General features: G+C 52.2%; 18 protein-coding genes. 6 read left to right on the plus strand and 12 right to left on the minus strand.

The genetic code is table 11. The annotated features are described in order from the left end of the window. Positions 1-162 precede the first annotated feature (162 nt). The 9 genes from SPTER_RS13650 to yedE form a co-directional block, all read right to left on the minus strand. Entirely contained in the window at positions 163-879 is a 717-nt protein-coding gene (locus tag SPTER_RS13650; protein ID WP_246105304.1) for a CPBP family intramembrane glutamic endopeptidase, read from the minus strand. Between the two features lie 77 nt (positions 880-956). Further along, positions 957-2399 (minus strand): Asp-tRNA(Asn)/Glu-tRNA(Gln) amidotransferase subunit GatB, encoded by a 1443-nt coding sequence (gene gatB / locus SPTER_RS13655; protein WP_144350891.1) that lies wholly within the window; start codon positions 2397-2399, stop codon positions 957-959. A 4-nt stretch (positions 2400-2403) separates the two neighbouring features. Continuing rightward, complete coding sequence (gene gatA / locus SPTER_RS13660; protein WP_144350892.1) at positions 2404-3864, minus strand: Asp-tRNA(Asn)/Glu-tRNA(Gln) amidotransferase subunit GatA; 1461 nt, start codon at positions 3862-3864, stop codon at positions 2404-2406. Positions 3865-3882: 18 nt separating this feature from the next. Then, positions 3883-4173: an Asp-tRNA(Asn)/Glu-tRNA(Gln) amidotransferase subunit GatC gene (gene gatC, locus SPTER_RS13665; RefSeq protein WP_144350893.1), complete on the minus strand. Its 291-nt coding sequence runs from the start codon at positions 4171-4173 to the stop codon at positions 3883-3885. Between the two features lie 55 nt (positions 4174-4228). Beyond that, positions 4229-6256: an NAD-dependent DNA ligase LigA gene (gene ligA / locus SPTER_RS13670; protein WP_144350894.1), complete on the minus strand. Its 2028-nt coding sequence runs from the start codon at positions 6254-6256 to the stop codon at positions 4229-4231. Between the two features lie 25 nt (positions 6257-6281). After that, complete coding sequence (gene pcrA, locus SPTER_RS13675) at positions 6282-8504, minus strand: DNA helicase PcrA (RefSeq protein ID WP_144350895.1); 2223 nt, start codon at positions 8502-8504, stop codon at positions 6282-6284. A gap of 129 nt (positions 8505-8633) precedes the next feature. Continuing rightward, positions 8634-8870, minus strand: coding sequence for a putative Se/S carrier protein (locus SPTER_RS13680; protein ID WP_144350896.1), 237 nt, complete (start codon positions 8868-8870; stop codon positions 8634-8636). Between the two features lie 80 nt (positions 8871-8950). Beyond that, positions 8951-9112 carry a sulfurtransferase TusA family protein gene (locus tag SPTER_RS13685; RefSeq protein WP_144350897.1) on the minus strand — a complete coding sequence of 54 codons (162 nt, stop codon included), beginning with the start codon at positions 9110-9112 and terminating at the stop codon, positions 8951-8953. Positions 9113-9118: 6 nt separating this feature from the next. Then, positions 9119-10189, minus strand: a complete 1071-nt coding sequence (gene yedE, locus SPTER_RS13690) for a YedE family putative selenium transporter (protein ID WP_144350898.1) — start codon at positions 10187-10189, stop codon at positions 9119-9121. Between the two features lie 147 nt (positions 10190-10336). Here yedE and SPTER_RS13695 point away from each other — a divergent pair, with 147 nt between their 5' ends. The 6 genes from SPTER_RS13695 to SPTER_RS13715 all read left to right on the plus strand — a co-directional run bounded on the left by SPTER_RS13695 (position 10337) and on the right by SPTER_RS13715 (position 15568). Next, entirely contained in the window at positions 10337-11224 is an 888-nt protein-coding gene (locus tag SPTER_RS13695; protein WP_144350899.1) for a LysR family transcriptional regulator, read from the plus strand. A 172-nt stretch (positions 11225-11396) separates the two neighbouring features. Continuing rightward, positions 11397-12716: a putative DNA modification/repair radical SAM protein gene (locus SPTER_RS13700; protein WP_144350900.1), complete on the plus strand. Its 1320-nt coding sequence runs from the start codon at positions 11397-11399 to the stop codon at positions 12714-12716. Further along, the gene (locus SPTER_RS13705; RefSeq protein WP_144350901.1) at positions 12700-13527 is read left to right on the plus strand and encodes a TIGR03915 family putative DNA repair protein; all 828 of its coding nucleotides are present in this window, start codon (positions 12700-12702) and stop codon (positions 13525-13527) included. Before SPTER_RS13700 ends, SPTER_RS13705 begins: the two co-directional genes overlap by 17 nt. Positions 13528-13604: 77 nt before the next feature. After that, positions 13605-13745: a hypothetical protein gene (locus tag SPTER_RS24795; RefSeq protein WP_170233272.1), complete on the plus strand. Its 141-nt coding sequence runs from the start codon at positions 13605-13607 to the stop codon at positions 13743-13745. A 111-nt stretch (positions 13746-13856) separates the two neighbouring features. Continuing rightward, complete coding sequence (locus SPTER_RS13710; RefSeq protein ID WP_144350902.1) at positions 13857-14354, plus strand: cation:proton antiporter regulatory subunit; 498 nt, start codon at positions 13857-13859, stop codon at positions 14352-14354. A 2-nt stretch (positions 14355-14356) separates the two neighbouring features. Next, positions 14357-15568 (plus strand): cation:proton antiporter, encoded by a 1212-nt coding sequence (locus tag SPTER_RS13715; protein WP_144350903.1) that lies wholly within the window; start codon positions 14357-14359, stop codon positions 15566-15568. Between the two features lie 175 nt (positions 15569-15743). On the opposite strand, the gene SPTER_RS13720 is transcribed toward SPTER_RS13715, so the two are convergent. From SPTER_RS13720 to SPTER_RS13730, 3 genes are read right to left on the minus strand one after another with little or no spacing between them, the layout of a single operon-like run. Beyond that, a complete protein-coding gene (locus tag SPTER_RS13720; protein ID WP_144350904.1) occupies positions 15744-16433 on the minus strand; it encodes a P-II family nitrogen regulator in 690 nt (229 codons plus the stop codon). Positions 16434-16484: 51 nt separating this feature from the next. Next, a complete protein-coding gene (locus tag SPTER_RS13725; protein ID WP_144350905.1) occupies positions 16485-17249 on the minus strand; it encodes a DUF1538 domain-containing protein in 765 nt (254 codons plus the stop codon). A gap of 18 nt (positions 17250-17267) precedes the next feature. Next, positions 17268-17972, minus strand: a complete 705-nt coding sequence (locus SPTER_RS13730; protein ID WP_144350906.1) for a DUF1538 domain-containing protein — start codon at positions 17970-17972, stop codon at positions 17268-17270. Between the last annotated feature and the right edge of the window lie 124 nt (positions 17973-18096).

Raw genomic sequence — 18096 nt, forward strand, 5'->3', positions numbered from 1 at the left:
ACCGCAGACCCGCTTAGTGATACTTACTGCTGAACGCGGCCCTACAGATTGTTCGGACTTCCATTGGCAGGCGAAGCAACATACATTGGCAGCACTGCGAAAAAATTGTTGTATGCAAAATTTACCACATAATATCTTCTAGCGGCTGCCGGCAAAATCCTGCTACAGGAGCGACATACCCATATACATCATGACTATTTTACTGGTATTGATGAACGAATGGGCCGTAATGGCAGTGAGCAGCGACCCTGTCCAAAAATACAGCAGGGCGAACCCAATACCAACGATAATCATCTCCACAAGCCAATACGCATTAAAATGAAACAGGGCAAAAATTGCGGCACTGAGCAGAGCGCCGCCCCACAGGCCCCATCTATCTTTCAGCGGCAGAAAGGTAAACAGGCGGTAAAGAACCTCTTCCGTAACCGGTGCCGCAATACCGGCCAGAAACAAAGGCATGATAAGCTGCTGCCAGGACATGGCGGCCTGCACCTCGGCGACAATCGGATGCTGAGCCGGCGCCACCAGCAGCGTGGTGGTGTACACACGTTCACTGTACAGACTGATCAATAATAAAACCAGTCCGCCAGCCAGACCTTGCCCAACATTGCGCCCCCAGTTGCGGAACGAAAGCCCCAGCTTAGCCGGGTCGCCCCTGGTATCGCGGACCTTCCACAACACTAACGCCACTATAATCAGGCGGTCGGTCAGTTCGATTACCCAGGGACTTGCCGTAAAAAAAAGCGGATATACCAGCCGCACGATAAGTATGCCGGTTGCCAGGCGCAGAACATGAACAGCGAATACGGCCCGTAAATCCCAGGTAGCTTTCAGCATGATAATAACCTCATTTTTTTTCGGCGTTATCAATACTACCATTATGCGCGGTCAGACAGGCTTTCATGCAAAAAACAAGACGCGGTAAACCGCGCCCTGCCTGGCAATTTATGCTTAAATTACATGTTAGCCAGCCGATCTTTTAACAGTTTGTTGACAAGCTCAGGATTGGCGCGGCCCTTACTTTGCTTCATAACCTGGCCAACCAAAAAGCCAATCGCTTTTTCTTTGCCGGCTTTAAAATCAGCTACCGACTGCGGATTGGCGGCAATAACACCGTTAACAATGGCCACAATCGCACCTTCGTCACTGATTTGCACAAGCCCCTGCTCTTTGACAATGACCGCCGCGTCCTTGCCACTGTCCCACATGCCTTCAAACACCGTTTTGGCAATCTTGCCGGAAATAGTGCCTTTGGTAATCAAGGCAATCAAACCGGCTAACTGGGCAGGCGCAACCGGACAAGCGGCCGCCGTCTTGCCGGCGGCATTAAGATGCCTGGCTACATCGCCCATTAGCCAGTTGGCTGCCGCCTTGGCATCGGCACCGGCCTTAACGGCAGCATCATAATAATCAGCCATGACCCGGCTGGCGGTGATGGTCTCGGCATCATACGCCGATAGGCCATACTCACTCATCAGCCTGGCTTGGCGGGCGTCAGGCAATTCCGGCAGGCCGGCCCGGATATTCTCGACCCAGGCTGGATCGACGACGATCGGCACCAGCTCCGGTTCCGGGAAATAGCGATAATCATGGGCCTGTTCTTTATTGCGCATTGAGAGGGTTATACCCTTGCTTTCATCCCAGGAACGGGTCTCCTGGACTACGCGGCCGCCTTCTGAGAGCAGCTCGGTCTGTCGTTCCACCTCATATTCGAGGCCCCGCTGCACAGACCGGAACGAGTTCAGGTTCTTGAGCTCGGCCTTGGTGCCAAAAGGCTCGGCACCGGCCGGCCGCAGCGAGATGTTGGCATCACAGCGCAGGCTGCCTTCCTCCATCTTGCAGTCCGAGACATCAATATACTGCAGGATGGCCTTCATTTTCTCCAGATAGGCCTTGGCTTCCTCCGGGGAGCGCAGGTCCGGTTCGGAGACAATCTCGATCAGCGGCACGCCGGTACGGTTATAGTCAACCAGGGCATATTCGCTGTTGCTGATCGTGCCTGAATGGACCAGCTTGCCGGCATCTTCCTCCATATGGACCCGGGTAATGCCGATGCGTTTGGTCTCGCCATTGACCTCGATGTCCAGATAGCCGTTGACGGCAATCGGCAGATCATACTGTGAGGTCTGATAATTCTTGGGCAGATCCGGGTAATAGTAGTTTTTGCGGTCAAATTTACTAAACGGCAGGATCTGGCAATTAAGCGCCAAACCGGCCCGGACGGCAAACTCCACCACCTTTTCGTTAATTACCGGCAGTACCCCCGGCAGACCCAGGCAAACAGGGCACACATTGGTATTCTGGTCGGCCCCGAAGCGGGTGCTGCACCCGCAAAATATTTTCGATTGGGTTTTTAGCTCGGAATGGACTTCCAGTCCAATGACTGTTTCATATTTCATGGCGTTAAACCTCCCCCAGCGGCGCAAAACGCGTATGGTAATCATTAGCCTGTTCCAAGGTGTAAGCCGCCTGGATAATTGCAGCTTCAGCCAGCGGTTTGCCGATAATCTGCAGGCCGACAGGCAGGCCGTGAACAAAACCGCACGGGATGGATATCCCGGGCAGACCGGCCAGGTTAACCGGGATGGTGAAGATATCCTGCAGGTACATTGCCAGGGGGTCGCTGAGTTCGCCAATTTTAAAGGCCGTAGTCGGCGCCGTCGGCGTAACCAGTACATCAACCTCGGCAAAGGCCTGGTCAAAGTCCTGTTTGACCAGGGTCCGGACCTGCAGGGCCTTCAAATAATAGGCATCATAATAACCGGAGCTGAGGGCATAGGTGCCCAGCATAATGCGGCGCTTTACCTCCGGCCCAAAGCCTTCACTGCGGGTTTTCTTATACATGTCGATAATATCAGTGCCTGGCGCCCGGTGGCCAAAGCCCACGCCGTCATACCGGGCCAGATTGGAGCTGGCCTCAGCCGGGGCCAGCAGGTAATAGGCCGGCAGGGCATACTCGGTGTGCGGCAGGGACACTTCTTTAACCTCAGCGCCCATGGCGATCAGCTGATCAACCGCTTTTTTGATAGTGGTTGCAACCTCCGGCTGAATACCGGTGCCGAAATACTCTTTAGGCAGGCCGACCCGGAGACCTTTAACATTATTCACAAGCGCCCGGGTATAATCGGGGGCGTCGATATTAATGGCAGTCGAGTCCTTGGCATCATAACCGGCAATGGCATTAAGCACCAGGGCGCAGTCGGTAACATCCCGGGTAATCGGGCCGATTTGATCCAGCGACGAGGCATAAGCCACCAAACCGTAGCGGGAAACCCGGCCATAGGTTGGCTTCAGGCCGACATTGCCGCAATAGGCGGCAGGCTGGCGAATGGAACCGCCCGTATCCGAGCCCAGAGCCCACACCGCTTCGCCGGCGGCCACCGCCGCGGCCGAGCCGCCGCTGGAGCCACCGGGAACCCGGTCGGTATCCCAGGGGTTGCGGGAAACAAAAAAGCCCGAGTTTTCCGTGGAGCCACCCATGGCAAACTCATCGCAGTTGGCCTTGCCGGTGACAACAGCCCCCTGGGCGGCCAGCTTGTCTACGACCGTGGCATCATAAGGAGGAACGAAATTGGCCAGAATTTTGGAAGCACAGGTCGTTCTGGTCCCGCGGGTGCAGATATTGTCTTTAATGGCACCGGGGATGCCGGCCAGCGGCGCGATCGCCTCGCCCCGCCCGATTTTGGCGTCGACGGCAGCAGCCTGAGCCAGCGCCTGCTCTCTGGTCTCGGTTATGTAAGAACGTATGGTAGGCTCAACCTCATCGGTTCTGGCCAAGCTGCTCTGCGCCAGCTCCACGGCCGATATTTCTTTTTTTACCAGCATAGAATGCAGGGCATGTGCTGTCTGTTTAAACAATTTCACTGTTCTGACCTCCAATCCTTACCCTTCCATGATCTTCGGCACCTTAAAGTAGCCGTCCTCGGCCTCCGGTGCATTGGCCAAGGCCAGTGCCTGCGGCAATGAAGGCTTGACCGCATCCGGACGCATGACATTTTGCAGCGGCAGCACATGGGCTGTCGGCTCAACGCCATCGGTATCAAGCTTATTTAAGATATCTGCATATTCTAAGATAGCGTTAAGCTGTACGGCATAGGCGTCCAGTTCCTCAGGTGCCATCTCCAGCCGGGATAAGAGGGCTACATTTTCAACAGCTTGGCGGTCAATTTTCATAAAATCCCCTTCCTCAAGGCAAAACGTGCCAATATTTTCAATAACAGATATTATATCATGCCTGCGGCTTTTGTACCAGCATCCGGAACTGTTCTTCGTCCAGAACCGTAATTCCCAGTGCCTGCGCTTTGTCAAGCTTGCTGCCGGCCTCGGTACCGGCAACAACGTAACTGGTCTTTTTGCTGACAGCCGCCGACACCTTGCCGCCGCAGGCGGTAATAAGCTCTTCGGCTTCTTTACGGGCCATCGACAGCGTACCGGTCAGGACAAAAGTTTTACCGGCCAGTTCCTGGCTTACCGCCTGCGTCTCTTCCGTCAGTTTAATGCCGGCGGCTTTAAGTTTTTCAATATAAGCCAAATTGACAGGATCAGCAAAATAACTGGCCGCACTTTCAGCAATTTTGGGACCAATCTCGTCGATTGTCAGCAGTTCTTCCGCACTGGCTGCCGCCAGCCTGTCAATGTCGCCGTACCGCCGGGCCAGGATTGCCGAGGCCTTAGCCCCGACATGCCTGATGCCAAGGGCAAAGAGGGCGCGGGCTAAACCGGCCTTTTTACTGGCCTCAATGGCGGTCACCAGATTTTGGGCCGATTTTTCCCCCATCCGGTCCAGAGCGGCCAAAGCTGCAGGCTGCAGGCGGTACAGATCGGCGGCATCCCGTACCAGCCCCGCGGCCAGCAGGCTGGCAATGACCGCCGGCCCCAAACCGTCGATATTCATGGCATCCCGGGAAACAAAGTGAATCAGCCCCTCCCGCAGCAGGGCCGGACAGCGGGAATTGACACATTTATGGGCCACCTCGCCGGCTTCACGCTCAACCGGCTGGTCGCATTCCGGACAGACAGACGGCATAACAAAGGGTAATTCACTGCCTGTCCGGCGGTTAGTCACAACTGCTATCACCTCGGGAATAATCTCGCCGGCTTTATGGACAACCACCGTATCACCGATGCGGATGTCTTTTTCTGCAATATAATCGGCATTGTGGAGCGTAGCCCGGCTGACAGTGCTGCCGGCCAGCCGCACCGGCCGCAAAACCGCGGTTGGCGTCAGGGCCCCGGTACGGCCGACCCGGACAAAGATATCTTCCACAACCGTGGTGGCCTGCTCGGCCGGGAATTTATAGGCAATGGCCCAGCGCGGGTCCTTGGCCGTGGACCCCAGGACGCGCTGGCTGGCGAGGCTGTTGACCTTAATCACCAGGCCGTCAATGTCGTAGGGCAGGTCAATCCGCTTTTCGGACCAGCTTTCGCAATAGGCGGCAACATCGTCAATATTAGTAAACAGCCGGTAATGAGGATTGATTTTAAAGCCCAGGGACTGCAGCTTTGCCAGCATGGCCGCATGGGTTGCCACTCCCAGCCCCTCTTCGGTCCCCAAACCGTGCATAAAGATATCCAGCGCCCGCTCAGCCGTGATTTTCGGGTCAAGCTGGCGGATGGAGCCGGCGGCTGCATTCCGGGGGTTAGCCATCAGGGCTTCACCGGCAGTTTCCCGGAGCTGATTGAGACGGTCAAACTCACGTCTGGGTAAAAATACCTCGCCCCGCACCTCCAACAGCGGCGGCATCCTGCCGGCAGCATGCAAAACCAGCGGCACCGACCGGATGGTGCGGATATTTGTTGTTACATCCTCGCCATAGGTGCCATCGCCCCTGGTAGCCCCCCGGGCTAACCTGCCATTCTCATACACCAGATTCATGGCCAAACCATCTATCTTAAGTTCAACAACATATTCCACCTCATCACTGTCAAGCCCGCTTCTGACCCGGGCATCGAAGCTTTTAAGCTCGTCCGCGGAAAAAGCATTGCCCAGACTAAACATCGGGGTCAGGTGGGCAACCCGTTCAAAGCCGCCGGCCGGCGCCCCGCCCACCCGCTGACTTGGTGAATCAGGCGTTATGAGGGAAGGGTAAGCGGTCTCAATGTCAATAAGCTGCCTGAGCAGACGGTCGTATTCGGCATCACTGAGTTCAGGGCTGTCAAGTACATAATAACGGTGACTGTGATAGTGAATCGTCTTTTTTAATTCCTCAATGGCTTGCGCTGCAGCCGCCAGGCTGGCCGGTATCTCTGTCTTCACATTGTTAACCCCCGCAAAGAGTATATTACAGCCTGCTGATTGGTGCCATTTGGGCCAGCAGTTTTTTTATGCCTTCATTAGGAAACGCAATACTAAGCTGCAGGCTGCTGCCGCTGCCGGTGACGGCAACAACCGTGCCTGTGCCCCACTTGGCATGATAGACCTTTTCCCCCGGCTTCCAGTCGGTATTGACAGGTTGAGCCCCAGACTGAACCTGGTCCTTGAGCAAAATCAGCTCCGGTTTGGGCATCGCCCGGGACGGCATCACGGTTGCGGCGGCCGGGCGGCCGGGCACAGGGGCTAAATAGCCGGGGCGCCGGGGCGCATACCGTTCAATCAGCGCCGGTGGAATCTCATCCAAAAAGCGGGAGGGCGCGTAGCATACCGAATTACCATAGATCATACGCTGTCTGGCATTGGAAACAAACAATTTGCGCTCCGCCCGGGTAATGCCGACATAACACAGCCGGCGTTCCTCCTCGACCTCCTGTTCATTCATCAGGGTGCGGACATGAGGGAAAATCCCCTCTTCCAAACCAGCCAGGAATACGGTGGGAAACTCCAGGCCCTTGGCCGAATGCAGGGTCATCAGCGTAACCTTGTCATCACCGGTTTCCGCTTTATCAGTATCTGTCAACAGGGCCACATGGCTCAGGAAATTTTCCAGGGTGTTATCCTCTTCATTTTCGGCAAATTTTTTGGCATCACTTTTGAGTTCTTTCAGGTTTTCAATCCGGGTCTCCGCCTGAGGGTCACTGTCGATTTCCAGCTCCGCCAGATACCCTGAATCGCGCATCACTTTTTCCAGCAGGTCGGCTACCGCCAGGGTATGCTGGCAGGCCATCAGGTTGAAAATCAGGGCAGCTAATGATTCCAGCTGATTTTTGGCCCGGGCGGTAAGGCCCGGAACCAGGTCAGGATTGGATACGGCATCAAACAGCGGCACCTCGTTGTGGGCCGCATAATCGGCCAGACGCCCAATGGTAGTGTCGCCAATGCCCCGGCGCGGCACATTGATGATGCGCAGCAGGCTGATGGCATCGGCCGGATTAAACACCAGCTTAACATAGGCCATGATATCTTTAATTTCCTTGCGGTCATAGAAGCGCAGCCCGCCCACCATCGTATAGGGGATCGCACCGTTGCGCAGGCCTTCCTCTATCGCCCGGGACTGGGCGTTAGTCCGGTACAGGATGGCAATATCCTTATAAGGTGTGCGGTATACCGTATTCAGCTTAATGATGGTATCGGCAATATGCCGGGCCTCGTCCCGCTCATCCATGGCCAGGTAATGAGTGATTGCATCACCGGCCTGATTATCGGTCCACAATGACTTGGCCTTGCGGTTGCAGTTGTTTTCGATAACCGCATTGGCAGCATCCAGAATCGTTTGCGTCGACCGGTAGTTTTGTTCCAGTTTGATGACCTTGGCATCAGGATAATCTTTTTCAAAATCCAGGATGTTTTGAATATCCGCTCCCCGCCAGGCATAAATGCTCTGATCAACATCGCCGACAACACACAGGTTGCGGTATTTGGCCGCCAGGGTCCGGGCCAGCAGATACTGGGCCCGGTTCGTGTCCTGATATTCGTCAATCAATATATAATGGAACTTATCCTGATATTTTTCCCGAACCATGGCATTATATTCCAGCAATTCAACCGACAGCATCAAAAGATCGTCAAAATCCAGGGCATTATGTACTTTTAGTTTGCTCTGATACAGCTTGTATACCTCAGCCACCTTGAGGTTATAGAAATTATCGGCCTGAGAGGTAAATTCCCGTACATCCTGCAGGGCATTTTTAGCATTCGAGATCGTAGCCTGGACACCGCCGGGGGTAAATTGCTTATCATCCAGATTCAGGTCCCGAATGCAGTTCTTGATAAGTGTCTGGGATTCGCTGGCATCATAAATAACAAAATTGCGGTTGTACCCGCCCAGGTTTTCAATCTCTATCCGCAGGAATTTGGCACAAAAGGCGTGAAATGTACTCAGCCAGATATCCCGGGCCGCCGGACCGACAAGGCTTGTTACCCGTTCCTTCATTTCCGCAGCGGCTTTGTTGGTGAAGGTGATAGCAAGAATATTGTAAGGCGCCACCCCCTGCGCCAGCAGGTTGGCAATCCGGCTCGTCAATACCTTGGTTTTGCCTGAACCGGCCCCGGCCATAATCAGGAGCGGTCCGTTGGTGTGGGCGACAGCGTCCTGCTGGGCCGGGTTCAGGCGGTCATAAATTTTATTCATAGCTTCCTCCCTCAATCAGAGTAGGGTAAACATATTTATTTTCTCCATCGCTTCCCTTTTTCCTGTCGCCGGGAAAGAAAAAAGAGCCTGTTGCCCAGACTCTCACGAATACTGCATTTACTCTCAATTTCAATAGGCCTGAATCAGCTTAACACCCTTTTGCAGCATGGCAATCCCTTTAGCCCCCAATACCTCAACGGCCCTGTCAACCTCGTGCTCGGCAACCTGAGCGGCCAGGCCTTCACAGGATGCGCTCAGTTCCCGCGGCACCGGGATTAATTCGGCCAGGATACCGTTCTCTCTTAAGATTTTTTTAGCCCGGAAGGCGTGATAGACGGACGGAAATGTAATGACACAACTGAGCATATATCTACCCTTTCTAAAACCGGCAACATCATTGACCGCTATTTGGCTATGTTAATAGTATATTCACCGCCGGCCCCGGCTCATTCAACATGAAGCTTCTGCGACCTGGCATATTTTATTATTTTTTCTTTAACTCCAGGCTCAGCCGCCAGGATGCGGACACTGCTGTCAGCCAGCGCGGCTTGGGTCCTGAGCAGCGGCAGGGGGCAGCTTAGACCCCGTACGTCAAGAGTATTCGCCACGGTTTATCAAACTCCTTTACCTGCCGGTACAAGTTTTTCCCTGAACAGGCAGCCAATGCCGGCAACTACGGCAATACCGGCTATGACGGCAATCTGCCCGTTGATGCCGACACCGGCCGCTGAACCGGCCGCATTAAGATTATGGGCTATACCGGCCCCGGCCAGCATGCCGAGCACGCAAAACATTGCATCCGTACTGCCCTCGCCGGACAGTATCAGCTGACGAAGCGGACAACCGCCGGCCAGCGTGGCTGCCAGACCGGTCAGGAACAGACCAAGAAAATTCCAGATATGCATGGTATGAGCCAGCGGCTGGTTCGCAAAGCCTAGCTTAAAGAACCCGAAATACAGGTTGCCGGCGAGGGCGGCGGCGAACATAACCCCGTAGATTTTAAGCAGCGATGTATCCCCGGCCAGCATAAAATCGCGAAAACCGCCACTCAGGCACATCCGGGTACGCCAGGCCAGGACACCACCGGCCAAACCGGCGACCAGGCTCAGTATGACTGGAGCATGCATAGAACCTGGCCCTTGGACACTGAAGTGCAAAAAACCCGCTTCCATACTTACGCCAATCAGCAGTATAAGGGCCGCTGCTGCCGCCAGATAACCGGTCACCCGGCTCCCGCCGGTATAGGTATAGGCTCGTCCCAGATTAAAACCGCGCTTCAGGAATAGGATCCCGGCCCCAATACCGGCAATAAAGCCGGCCAGGGCGGTGATGCCGTTGAGATCGCCGCCGGCCACCCGCAGGATGGCCCGCAGGGGACAGCCTAAAAACACCAGCGCCCCCAGCATCATCGCCATTCCCAGCACAAAGCGCACGAGCGGGCTGGAGCCGCCCCTGGCTCTGAACTCGCCGCCAGCGCGGGACAGACCAAAAGCGCCAAGGACGAACCCCAGAATCTCAGGCCGGGCATACTGCAGGGTGGCTGTGTTATGAAGCCCCACTGCACCGGCAATATCCCGCAACTGACAGGCGGCACAAAAACCATAATTGCCGGGATTACCAAACTTGACCAGCAACACCGCCCCGAGACCAAAAACTACGCCTGTGACAATAATCAACCAGTTCAATTCCCTCACCCCATATACAGAAAATTTTTAATACCACCATAAATATTATATATAAACAAATATATTCCTCCCCGGCCAGGCTTTAACAGGATAATTTATCCCTGCTTACGAATTATTAACACCATACTAAATTGTTGAGGTGAGCGCATGTCATATATCCAATCTTTAACTGTGTTTTCCTATGTTGCTGAAGAGGGAAGCTTTTCTGCTGCGGCCAAAAGGCTGGAACTCACTCAGCCCACAGTCTCCTTTCACATTGATAACCTGGAAAAAAGTTTTGGCTGCCCCTTGTTCTTCAGGACATCCAAAGGTGTTTCCTTAACCATATATGGCGAAAGACTGTATCAGACCACCCGGATAATAAATGACCTGACGACCGCTGCCCGCAAAGAAATTCAAGCCATGGCCCAGGGTTCGGCCGGCCGGATACTGCTTGGTGCCAGCACAATCCCCGCCGATTATATCCTCCCGCCGCTAATGGCTCAGTTCCTGAAAAGCAACCCCGGCCTGAGCATATCGCTCATAACCGGCGACAGTCATACCATCCTGGAAAAGTTTAGGCGGGGTGAATTCCCTATTGCTGTAGTCGGCACCAAGCCGGACGACAGCCTGATCAGCCAGCCGCTCTGGACGGACGAACTGTTGCTTGTCGCCCACCCAGACTATCAATCAGTGGCCGGCGCTAGCCCGATAAAAGACTGGGTCCTGACATTGCCGTTTATTTTACGAAAAAAATCATCAGGCACCATCAGCTCAGCCCTGGATGCCCTGGCCCGCTTTGGCATTAACCGGGACGAGCTTACTGTTGTTATGGAAGCCGGCAGCAATCAGGCGGTAAAAGCGGCTATCCTGAATAAAATCGGCGTAGGCTTTATCTCTTCGTGGGCGGTTGAGGCTGAGCTTATGTCCGGCCGGCTAATTTCCCTGCCGCTGCCGATACCGGTAATCGAGCGCCAGTTTTATGCGGTTTGCCGCCAGTCGCTGCTGCCGGCCTGTCTGGACCGATTTTGGCAGTATCTCATTGCGCAGAAATAACGGCCTGGTTCAGCGCCGTCGCTGCCGCAGCCAGCTGGTCTGAATGCCGATAAAAATTCAACCCCGCCAGTCAGCTGCTTCTATAAGCCTCTGCTTGCTAAAATATTATTATCCCTCTTTACTAGAACGTATGTTCTCGGGTATAATAAGAGCATGCAAGGAGCTGATGAATGTGGATGTGTTCGACAAACTGAAGATCTTAACCGATGCGGCAAAATATGATGTGGCGTGCACCTCAAGCGGCGTAAATAAAAAAGCCGCCGCCGGCGGTATCGGCAGTGCCGCCGCCTGTGGCATCTGCCACAGCTTTTCCGCCGATGGGCGCTGCATTTCCCTGTTCAAAGTGCTGCTGACCAATATCTGCATTTATGATTGTAAATACTGCGTTAACCGCCGCTCAAACGACACCCCGCGAACCATGTTTTCACCCCGGGAATTAGCTGAACTGACTATCAACTTTTACCGCCGCAATTATATTGAGGGCTTGTTTTTAAGCTCCGGCGTGCTGAAAAATCCGGACTACACCTGCGAACAGATCATAGAGACCTTGCGTATCCTGCGTGAGGAATACCGCTTTGCCGGTTATATTCATGCCAAGGCGATTCCCGGCGCCGACAGTGCCCTGATTACCCGTCTGGGCCTGCTGGCCGACCGGATGAGTGTGAATATCGAATTACCCTCGCAAAACAGTTTGCAGCTGCTGGCACCGGATAAGTCAAAGCATGCCATTTTTACCCCTATGGGTCATATTCAGAACCGGATCCGGGAGAACTCGCGGGATATAGTAAAGTACCGCCATGCACCCAAATTTGTTCCTGCCGGCCAAAGCACCCAGATGATTATCGGGGCTACGGCCGACACCGATTATCAGATTCTAAACCTGACGGAAAATCTGTACAAAAGATATCAATTGAAACGGGTTTTCTTCTCCGCCTATATGCCGGTAGCTGTGGACAGCCTCCTTCCCGCCCTGGATACAGCCCCGCCGCTGTGGCGCGAACACCGGCTTTATCAGGCCGACTGGCTGCTCAGGTTTTACGGGTTTGCTGCTGACGAACTGCTTGATCAGCAGCAGCAAAGTTTCAATCCCTATCTTGATCCTAAATGCAACTGGGCCCTTCACCATATGGATTCCTTCCCGGTGGAGGTTAACCGGGCTTCCTACCGTGACTTACTGCGGGTACCGGGCATCGGCGTAACCAGCGCCCAGCGGATAGTAACCGCCCGCCGTACAACCTCCCTCCATTTCGACAACCTGAAAAAGCTGGGGGTTGTCCTCAAACGGGCGCAGTATTTTATCACCTGCGCCGGCAAAACCGCCGACGGCATAAAAAACACCCCTAATGCCATGCTCCGCTCTTTGCTGTCGGCTAAAACACTGGAACTGTATCATTCCCAATTTGCCAGCCGGCCGGAACAGCTCTCGCTCTTTCACCAGCCGGCGCTGCGCCCCCTACCACAGGAGGCTAGCAACAATGCCGGCCGGGTCTGATCTGATTTACTGCTATGACGGCAGCTTTGACGGTTTATTGTGCTGTGTCTTTGAAAGTTACGAAAAAAAAGAAATTCCCGTTGATATCCTGGTAGCGGCTACAGCTCAGCCGCTGCTCTTTTCGACCAAAGAGATTCCAACTGACAGCCAAAAAGCCGGCCGGGTACTGGCCTCTATTCCCCAAAAACTGGGCCCGGCAGCGCTGGTCTTTATCCAACAGGCCTTTTTAACCTGCCTGGGGCAAAAAGAGCTGTATATCCTGCTCTTCCTGCGGCTTGGCTACCGCAACGGCCCGTCGGTGATGAATATGCTGACCGATAACGTGGTCGGCACACTTTGCAGGGCGGTAAAACATTTAGAGCGGGAAAGTCATTTGTTTAAAGGCTTCCTGCGTTTTTCCATTTTTAGCAACGTCCTGGTCGGTGAGATCGAACCCAAAAATTATGTACTGCCGCTGCTGACGCAGCATTTTTGTGAACGTTATCCGGAAGAACGCTTTTTAATCTATGATAAAACCCATGGCATGGGACTGGTATATCAGCCCTACCAGTCGGCCGTCATTCCCATCAGTTCGCTTGATCTGCCGGCAGCAGATGCCGAGGAACAACGGTTTCGTGAACTCTGGCAACTATTTTATGATACCATCGCGATTGAGGGGCGGTATAATCCAACCTGCCGCATGAGCCATATGCCCAAACGGTACTGGACGTACATGACGGAGTTTGGCAGCCGGCCTAAAGAGGCCCGGCCTAAGCTGCCTGACGCCGGCCGGACATTATTGCCCATTCCTGTACAGGAAAAATTGCCCTGATATTGTCTTTTTGCAAGTGTTTAAGCCCGGTTCCTGGCTTAACCGCCCGCCAAACCAAGTGAATGGAGTTGCCGCCATTGGCTGAGCAAGCCTGCCTGATCCTTGCGCTTACGCCGGCGGTGGGGCTTAAACCGGCTGCGTTTCTGGGGCTTTTAATCCCGGCCGGCGAGAGGCTGGAATACAGCGCGGGGCAACTAACTTTATTTGACTTTTATTAAGTGTTTATATATAATAATACCACCAAAAGCTAGTAATTATCTTCATTTATCTAGAGAATTTCTACATAAAATTAATACAATGAAATTATGTTATAACTTAGGAGGAATTACATGTTTAGTATTAAAGAATCTAATCTTCCGGGAATTGGCAAGAAATATCAAATGTTAACGCGCGGAGGGGATCTATTGGTTTTTGTGATTCATGATGACGGTCGCAGGGAGATTTATCAGTATGATCCCAAAGATCCGGATGAAATGATCTCGACCTTTACACTTGAGGATGACGAAGCGCGGCAAGTTGCTGCCATTGTTGGCGGTATGACATATAAGCCCAAAGCATTGGAAACAATTGAGATGGCTTTGAATGATTTGATTATTGAATGGTATAAATTAGAAAGCAGCTCGCCTTGCATCGGTAAATGTATTGGTGAGTTAGATATCCGTCAAAAAACAGGCGCAACGATTATTGCGATTGTGGAAAAGGACCAAACGCAGACGGTTAGTCCGGGACCGGAGCATATTCTTAAAGCCGATGCCATGCTGGTGGTGGCCGGAGATCGAAAACAAATTAAGGCTTTGAAAAATCTCCTGATTCACAAGGAATCATAAGTATGGAAATACTAGTATTCGAAATAGGCGTGGCGATTGCTCTCCTAGCCTGTGCCGGGTTGATTTCCAACAAGCTTCGCTCTTCGATTGTTCCCTTTTACATCATTGTTGGTATGTTAGTCGGTTCTCACGCCCCCCATGTCGGGATTGTGGATTTCCGTTTTATTGAAAGCGCTGAAACCATCCATTTCATGGGCAGAATGGGCATTTTGTTTCTACTGTTCTATTTGGGGCTGGAGTTTTCGGTAGGGCGATTGATTAGCGCCGGGCGCTCCATCGCCATTGGCGGTACGATCTACTTAGCGATCAATTTCACATTAGGGTTAGTGTACGCTATGGCCGCCGGATTTTCAATAAAAGAAGTTATGGTTATAGCCGGGATCACAACGATCTCTTCCAGTGCCATCGTAGCCAAAGTGCTTGTTGACCTAAAACGTACCGCCAATCCCGAAACGGAAATGATTTTGGGGATTATTATGGTGGAAGACATTTTTCTGGCAGTATATATATCAATTCTGTCCGGGTTATTGCTGAGTGGTGCTACCTCGCTCATGGGAATTATCGGCGCTGCCGCAGTTGCCCTGATATATATCCTGGGAATGCTGGTCGTCGGCCGTAAAATTACACCGTTTTTAAATCGGGTTTTATCCGTTCAGTCTAATGAGTTGTTTATCCTGATGGTTTTTTCGCTACTGTTTTTAATTGCCGGCTTTTCCGAAACCCTTCATGTTGCCGAGGCTATTGGCGCTCTTTTGGCTGGTTTGATTCTTGCGGAAACCGAGCATATACATAGAATTGAACGGATAATTTTGCCTTTTCGGGATTTTTTCGGCGCCATGTTCTTTTTCAGCTTTGGCTTGTCGATTGATCCGTTTAATCTTTTAGGAGCTTTTTGGCTGACCCTTGGCGCGGTTGTTATCACTATTATCGGTAATTTAGTTGCCGGCTTACTGGCTGGAAGAACTGCGGGTTTATCAGCGAAAGCTTCTACCAATATAGGGCTCACCATTGTTTCCCGCGGCGAGTTTTCCATCATTACTGCTAATCTGGGAAAAGCAGGCGGATTGCTGCCGATTTTACAGCCCTTTGCAGCTTTGTATGTATTGCTGCTGGCGATATTAGGGCCTTTAATGACTAAAGAATCAAAAACAATCTACAAATGGCTTAACAGTATCTTTAAGTTTGCCACTAAAAATTTGGCTAAACAAGAGTGATAAAAGCCAAATTCAATATAGAACGACTTAATTCAGTCTGCACGCTCTTATCAACTAGCAGCGAAGAAAATGGCACGATCAACTTTTGACAGTGTCTCTTGATAATGATAAATCCCTCCCATACCCGGGAGGGATTTATCATTATCCGGAATCACTAGTGGATCTGTTGCTAGCGCTATTCTAATTTGGCTGTCTGGATGCCCTTTACACCGTTTACCTGCAATGAAAAAGAAATCCCGCACGCATCAGTAGTGGGACCGACTTTTTCAGCAATGCCGGTCATGATGGCATTAGCAGCACTGTTCGGGGCCACGATCATCAGCATTTCTTTTTCAGGGACGATTGTCACCCCAAAAAATTTTTCCATTTCCGCCATGCCGCAACTGCGCGCGTGCAGTACCGTGCCGCCTTTGGCACCATACGCCCGGGCCACATCCATAACGTCTTCGCTGTATCCGCGGTTAAGCACCACTATAATTAGATTATGCGCAGAATCTTGCCCCATCGTCACCCCTCCGTTTGCATTACTAACAAATTCAACAGGCTTACGGTAGCATCCCTGATGTACCTGCGTTATAAACAATATTCCATTCCCCGGTTTTTTCATTTCCAGTTTCTCATCTATTTTGTCCATTATTTCCCAGGCGGTATTTGTAGGCAGGATGCTAAAAAAGACCACCTTTTCCGATTCGCCCAAGCCAAGATAATTTAAAATCTTGGAGTTAGCCGTGCCCTTTCCATGAGTAACCAGGCTGCAGAAGGTTTCGTACTGTTTCAGGATATTTGTTACTTTTTCGCGCCGGTTCGAGTCGCATATTACCCATAGAAGGCTGATCGCCAAATGACTGTGTTTTTCCAATTGCATAACGATAATCCTCTCCTTTTAGGCTGCTACATTGCCTCAGTTGTTCCGGCGCTATGCTTCCTGGCCAGCAGCCTCCAGCTCCTTGGCCTTTTTCAGTTTGTTGCTATAGATGAGGCCTATTGTTTGTATAATAATGGGCGGGATCATGGTGATTAAGCCCGCAATGCCGAAAGCATCCACAACCACATTGCGGTCTGGAATCACTGAACATACGCCAATGGCAAAGGGAATGACAAACGCCGCGCTCATCGCGCCTGTGACCACTTCACCGGAGTCAAAGCCAATGCCCACAAAGATGTTAGGTACAAAAAAGGTGAGCGCAAGGGAAATGGTATACCCCGGCAGCAAAAACCACCAGATGGAAAGGCCGCTTAAAATACGCACTATCGACAGGCTCATGGCGATACCGACGCCCAGCGCCATGGCAGAGAGCAGCAGCCTCCGGGATATCGCCCCGTCGGTGATCTTTCTCACCTGATTTACCAGCACATAAACCGTCGGTTCTGCCAGCACCACGCAGGCGCCGATGACCAAGGAGATGGGTATCAGAATCCAATTATAGGAAAGCTGGCCTATAGCCTCGCCCAAGGCAACCGCTGCGGGCATAAACCCCTTGTTCACCCCGGACAGGAATATGGTAAGCCCCACCAATAAATAAATGAGCCCTACGAATATCTTGATCAGTTCAATGCGGGAAAGCTTCAGTTTCGTGATCTGAAAGATTAAAAACATCCCCAAAATTGGCACCAGGATGATGGCTACTTCAAGCAGAGTATGCCACATGGCCCAGCCAAACATACTGAACAAACCGGACATGTTTGTGATTTCGACAGCCTACGCGGGAAGATACTGTGTGTCCGACGAATCATAGAACATGCCCAATATCAGCACCGAAATAATGGGACCTACGGAACAAATTGAACTAATACCGAAATTATCTTCCTCAGCGTGCCGGCTGTTGGAAACAGCCGCGAACCCGCCGCCAATGGCAAGGAGGAAGGGTACCGTGACCGGCCCGGTGGTGACTGCTGCCGAGTCGATGGCCACGGCGAGATAATCACTCGAAAAAATCGCGATGATGAAGGCAAGGGGGTATGCTACCGCCAACACGCGCCCCAGGCGCCAGTCAAAAAGCACCCGTAATACGGCCAGCACCAAAAATGCGCCTACGCCCACGCTGATACCGGCAATCAGATTAACTTTGGGAATCGAAGCTACCTGATTGGCAAGCACGGAAAGGTCCGGTTCAGCCGCGGTCGCCATAAAGCCGAAAACGAACAAGGAGATAATGATCAACGGCAGTTTGCGCGACGAAATCAATGCGGCCCCTACATGCTCGCCAATGGGCATCATGGCAAGTTCCACGCCGATGGAAAAAAGCGCAAGCCCCACAAACAGCATTGCCATGCCGACCAGCATCATCCCGAGCGTCCAGGGTGCCAGCGATGCGACCATAAAATGCAGTGCCAAAATGATCGCGCCTATCGGAACAACAGCCATGACCGATTCTTTTAATTTCTCGTTTAACACTTTCCTCATCAATCAACCTCTTTTCATTCTTCAGTATTTTCTTCAATATTTTCTTCAGTTATTCTCTATTTTACTTTACACTGAAAAATTTGGCAAATGCAATTTTTTAAAAAAACCACAGCCTTGTTGCAAA

It is taken from the genome of Sporomusa termitida (assembly GCF_007641255.1).
GTDB lineage: Bacteria > Bacillota > Negativicutes > Sporomusales > Sporomusaceae > Sporomusa > Sporomusa termitida.

Coding starts and splice junctions, on each gene's coding strand:
- SPTER_RS13650 (WP_246105304.1), bottom strand. CDS start 879: ATGGTAGTATTGATAACGCCGAAAAAAAATGAGGTTATTATCATGCTG.
- gatB (WP_144350891.1), bottom strand. CDS start 2,399: ATGAAATATGAAACAGTCATTGGACTGGAAGTCCATTCCGAGCTAAAA.
- gatC (WP_144350893.1), bottom strand. CDS start 4,173: ATGAAAATTGACCGCCAAGCTGTTGAAAATGTAGCCCTCTTATCCCGG.
- pcrA (WP_144350895.1), bottom strand. CDS start 8,504: ATGAATAAAATTTATGACCGCCTGAACCCGGCCCAGCAGGACGCTGTC.
- SPTER_RS13680 (WP_144350896.1), bottom strand. CDS start 8,870: ATGCTCAGTTGTGTCATTACATTTCCGTCCGTCTATCACGCCTTCCGG.
- SPTER_RS13695 (WP_144350899.1), top strand. CDS start 10,337: ATGTCATATATCCAATCTTTAACTGTGTTTTCCTATGTTGCTGAAGAG.
- SPTER_RS13705 (WP_144350901.1), top strand. CDS start 12,700: ATGCCGGCCGGGTCTGATCTGATTTACTGCTATGACGGCAGCTTTGAC.
- SPTER_RS13710 (WP_144350902.1), top strand. CDS start 13,857: ATGTTTAGTATTAAAGAATCTAATCTTCCGGGAATTGGCAAGAAATAT.
- SPTER_RS13715 (WP_144350903.1), top strand. CDS start 14,357: ATGGAAATACTAGTATTCGAAATAGGCGTGGCGATTGCTCTCCTAGCC.
- SPTER_RS13720 (WP_144350904.1), bottom strand. CDS start 16,433: ATGCAATTGGAAAAACACAGTCATTTGGCGATCAGCCTTCTATGGGTA.
- SPTER_RS13725 (WP_144350905.1), bottom strand. CDS start 17,249: ATGTCCGGTTTGTTCAGTATGTTTGGCTGGGCCATGTGGCATACTCTG.
- SPTER_RS13730 (WP_144350906.1), bottom strand. CDS start 17,972: ATGAGGAAAGTGTTAAACGAGAAATTAAAAGAATCGGTCATGGCTGTT.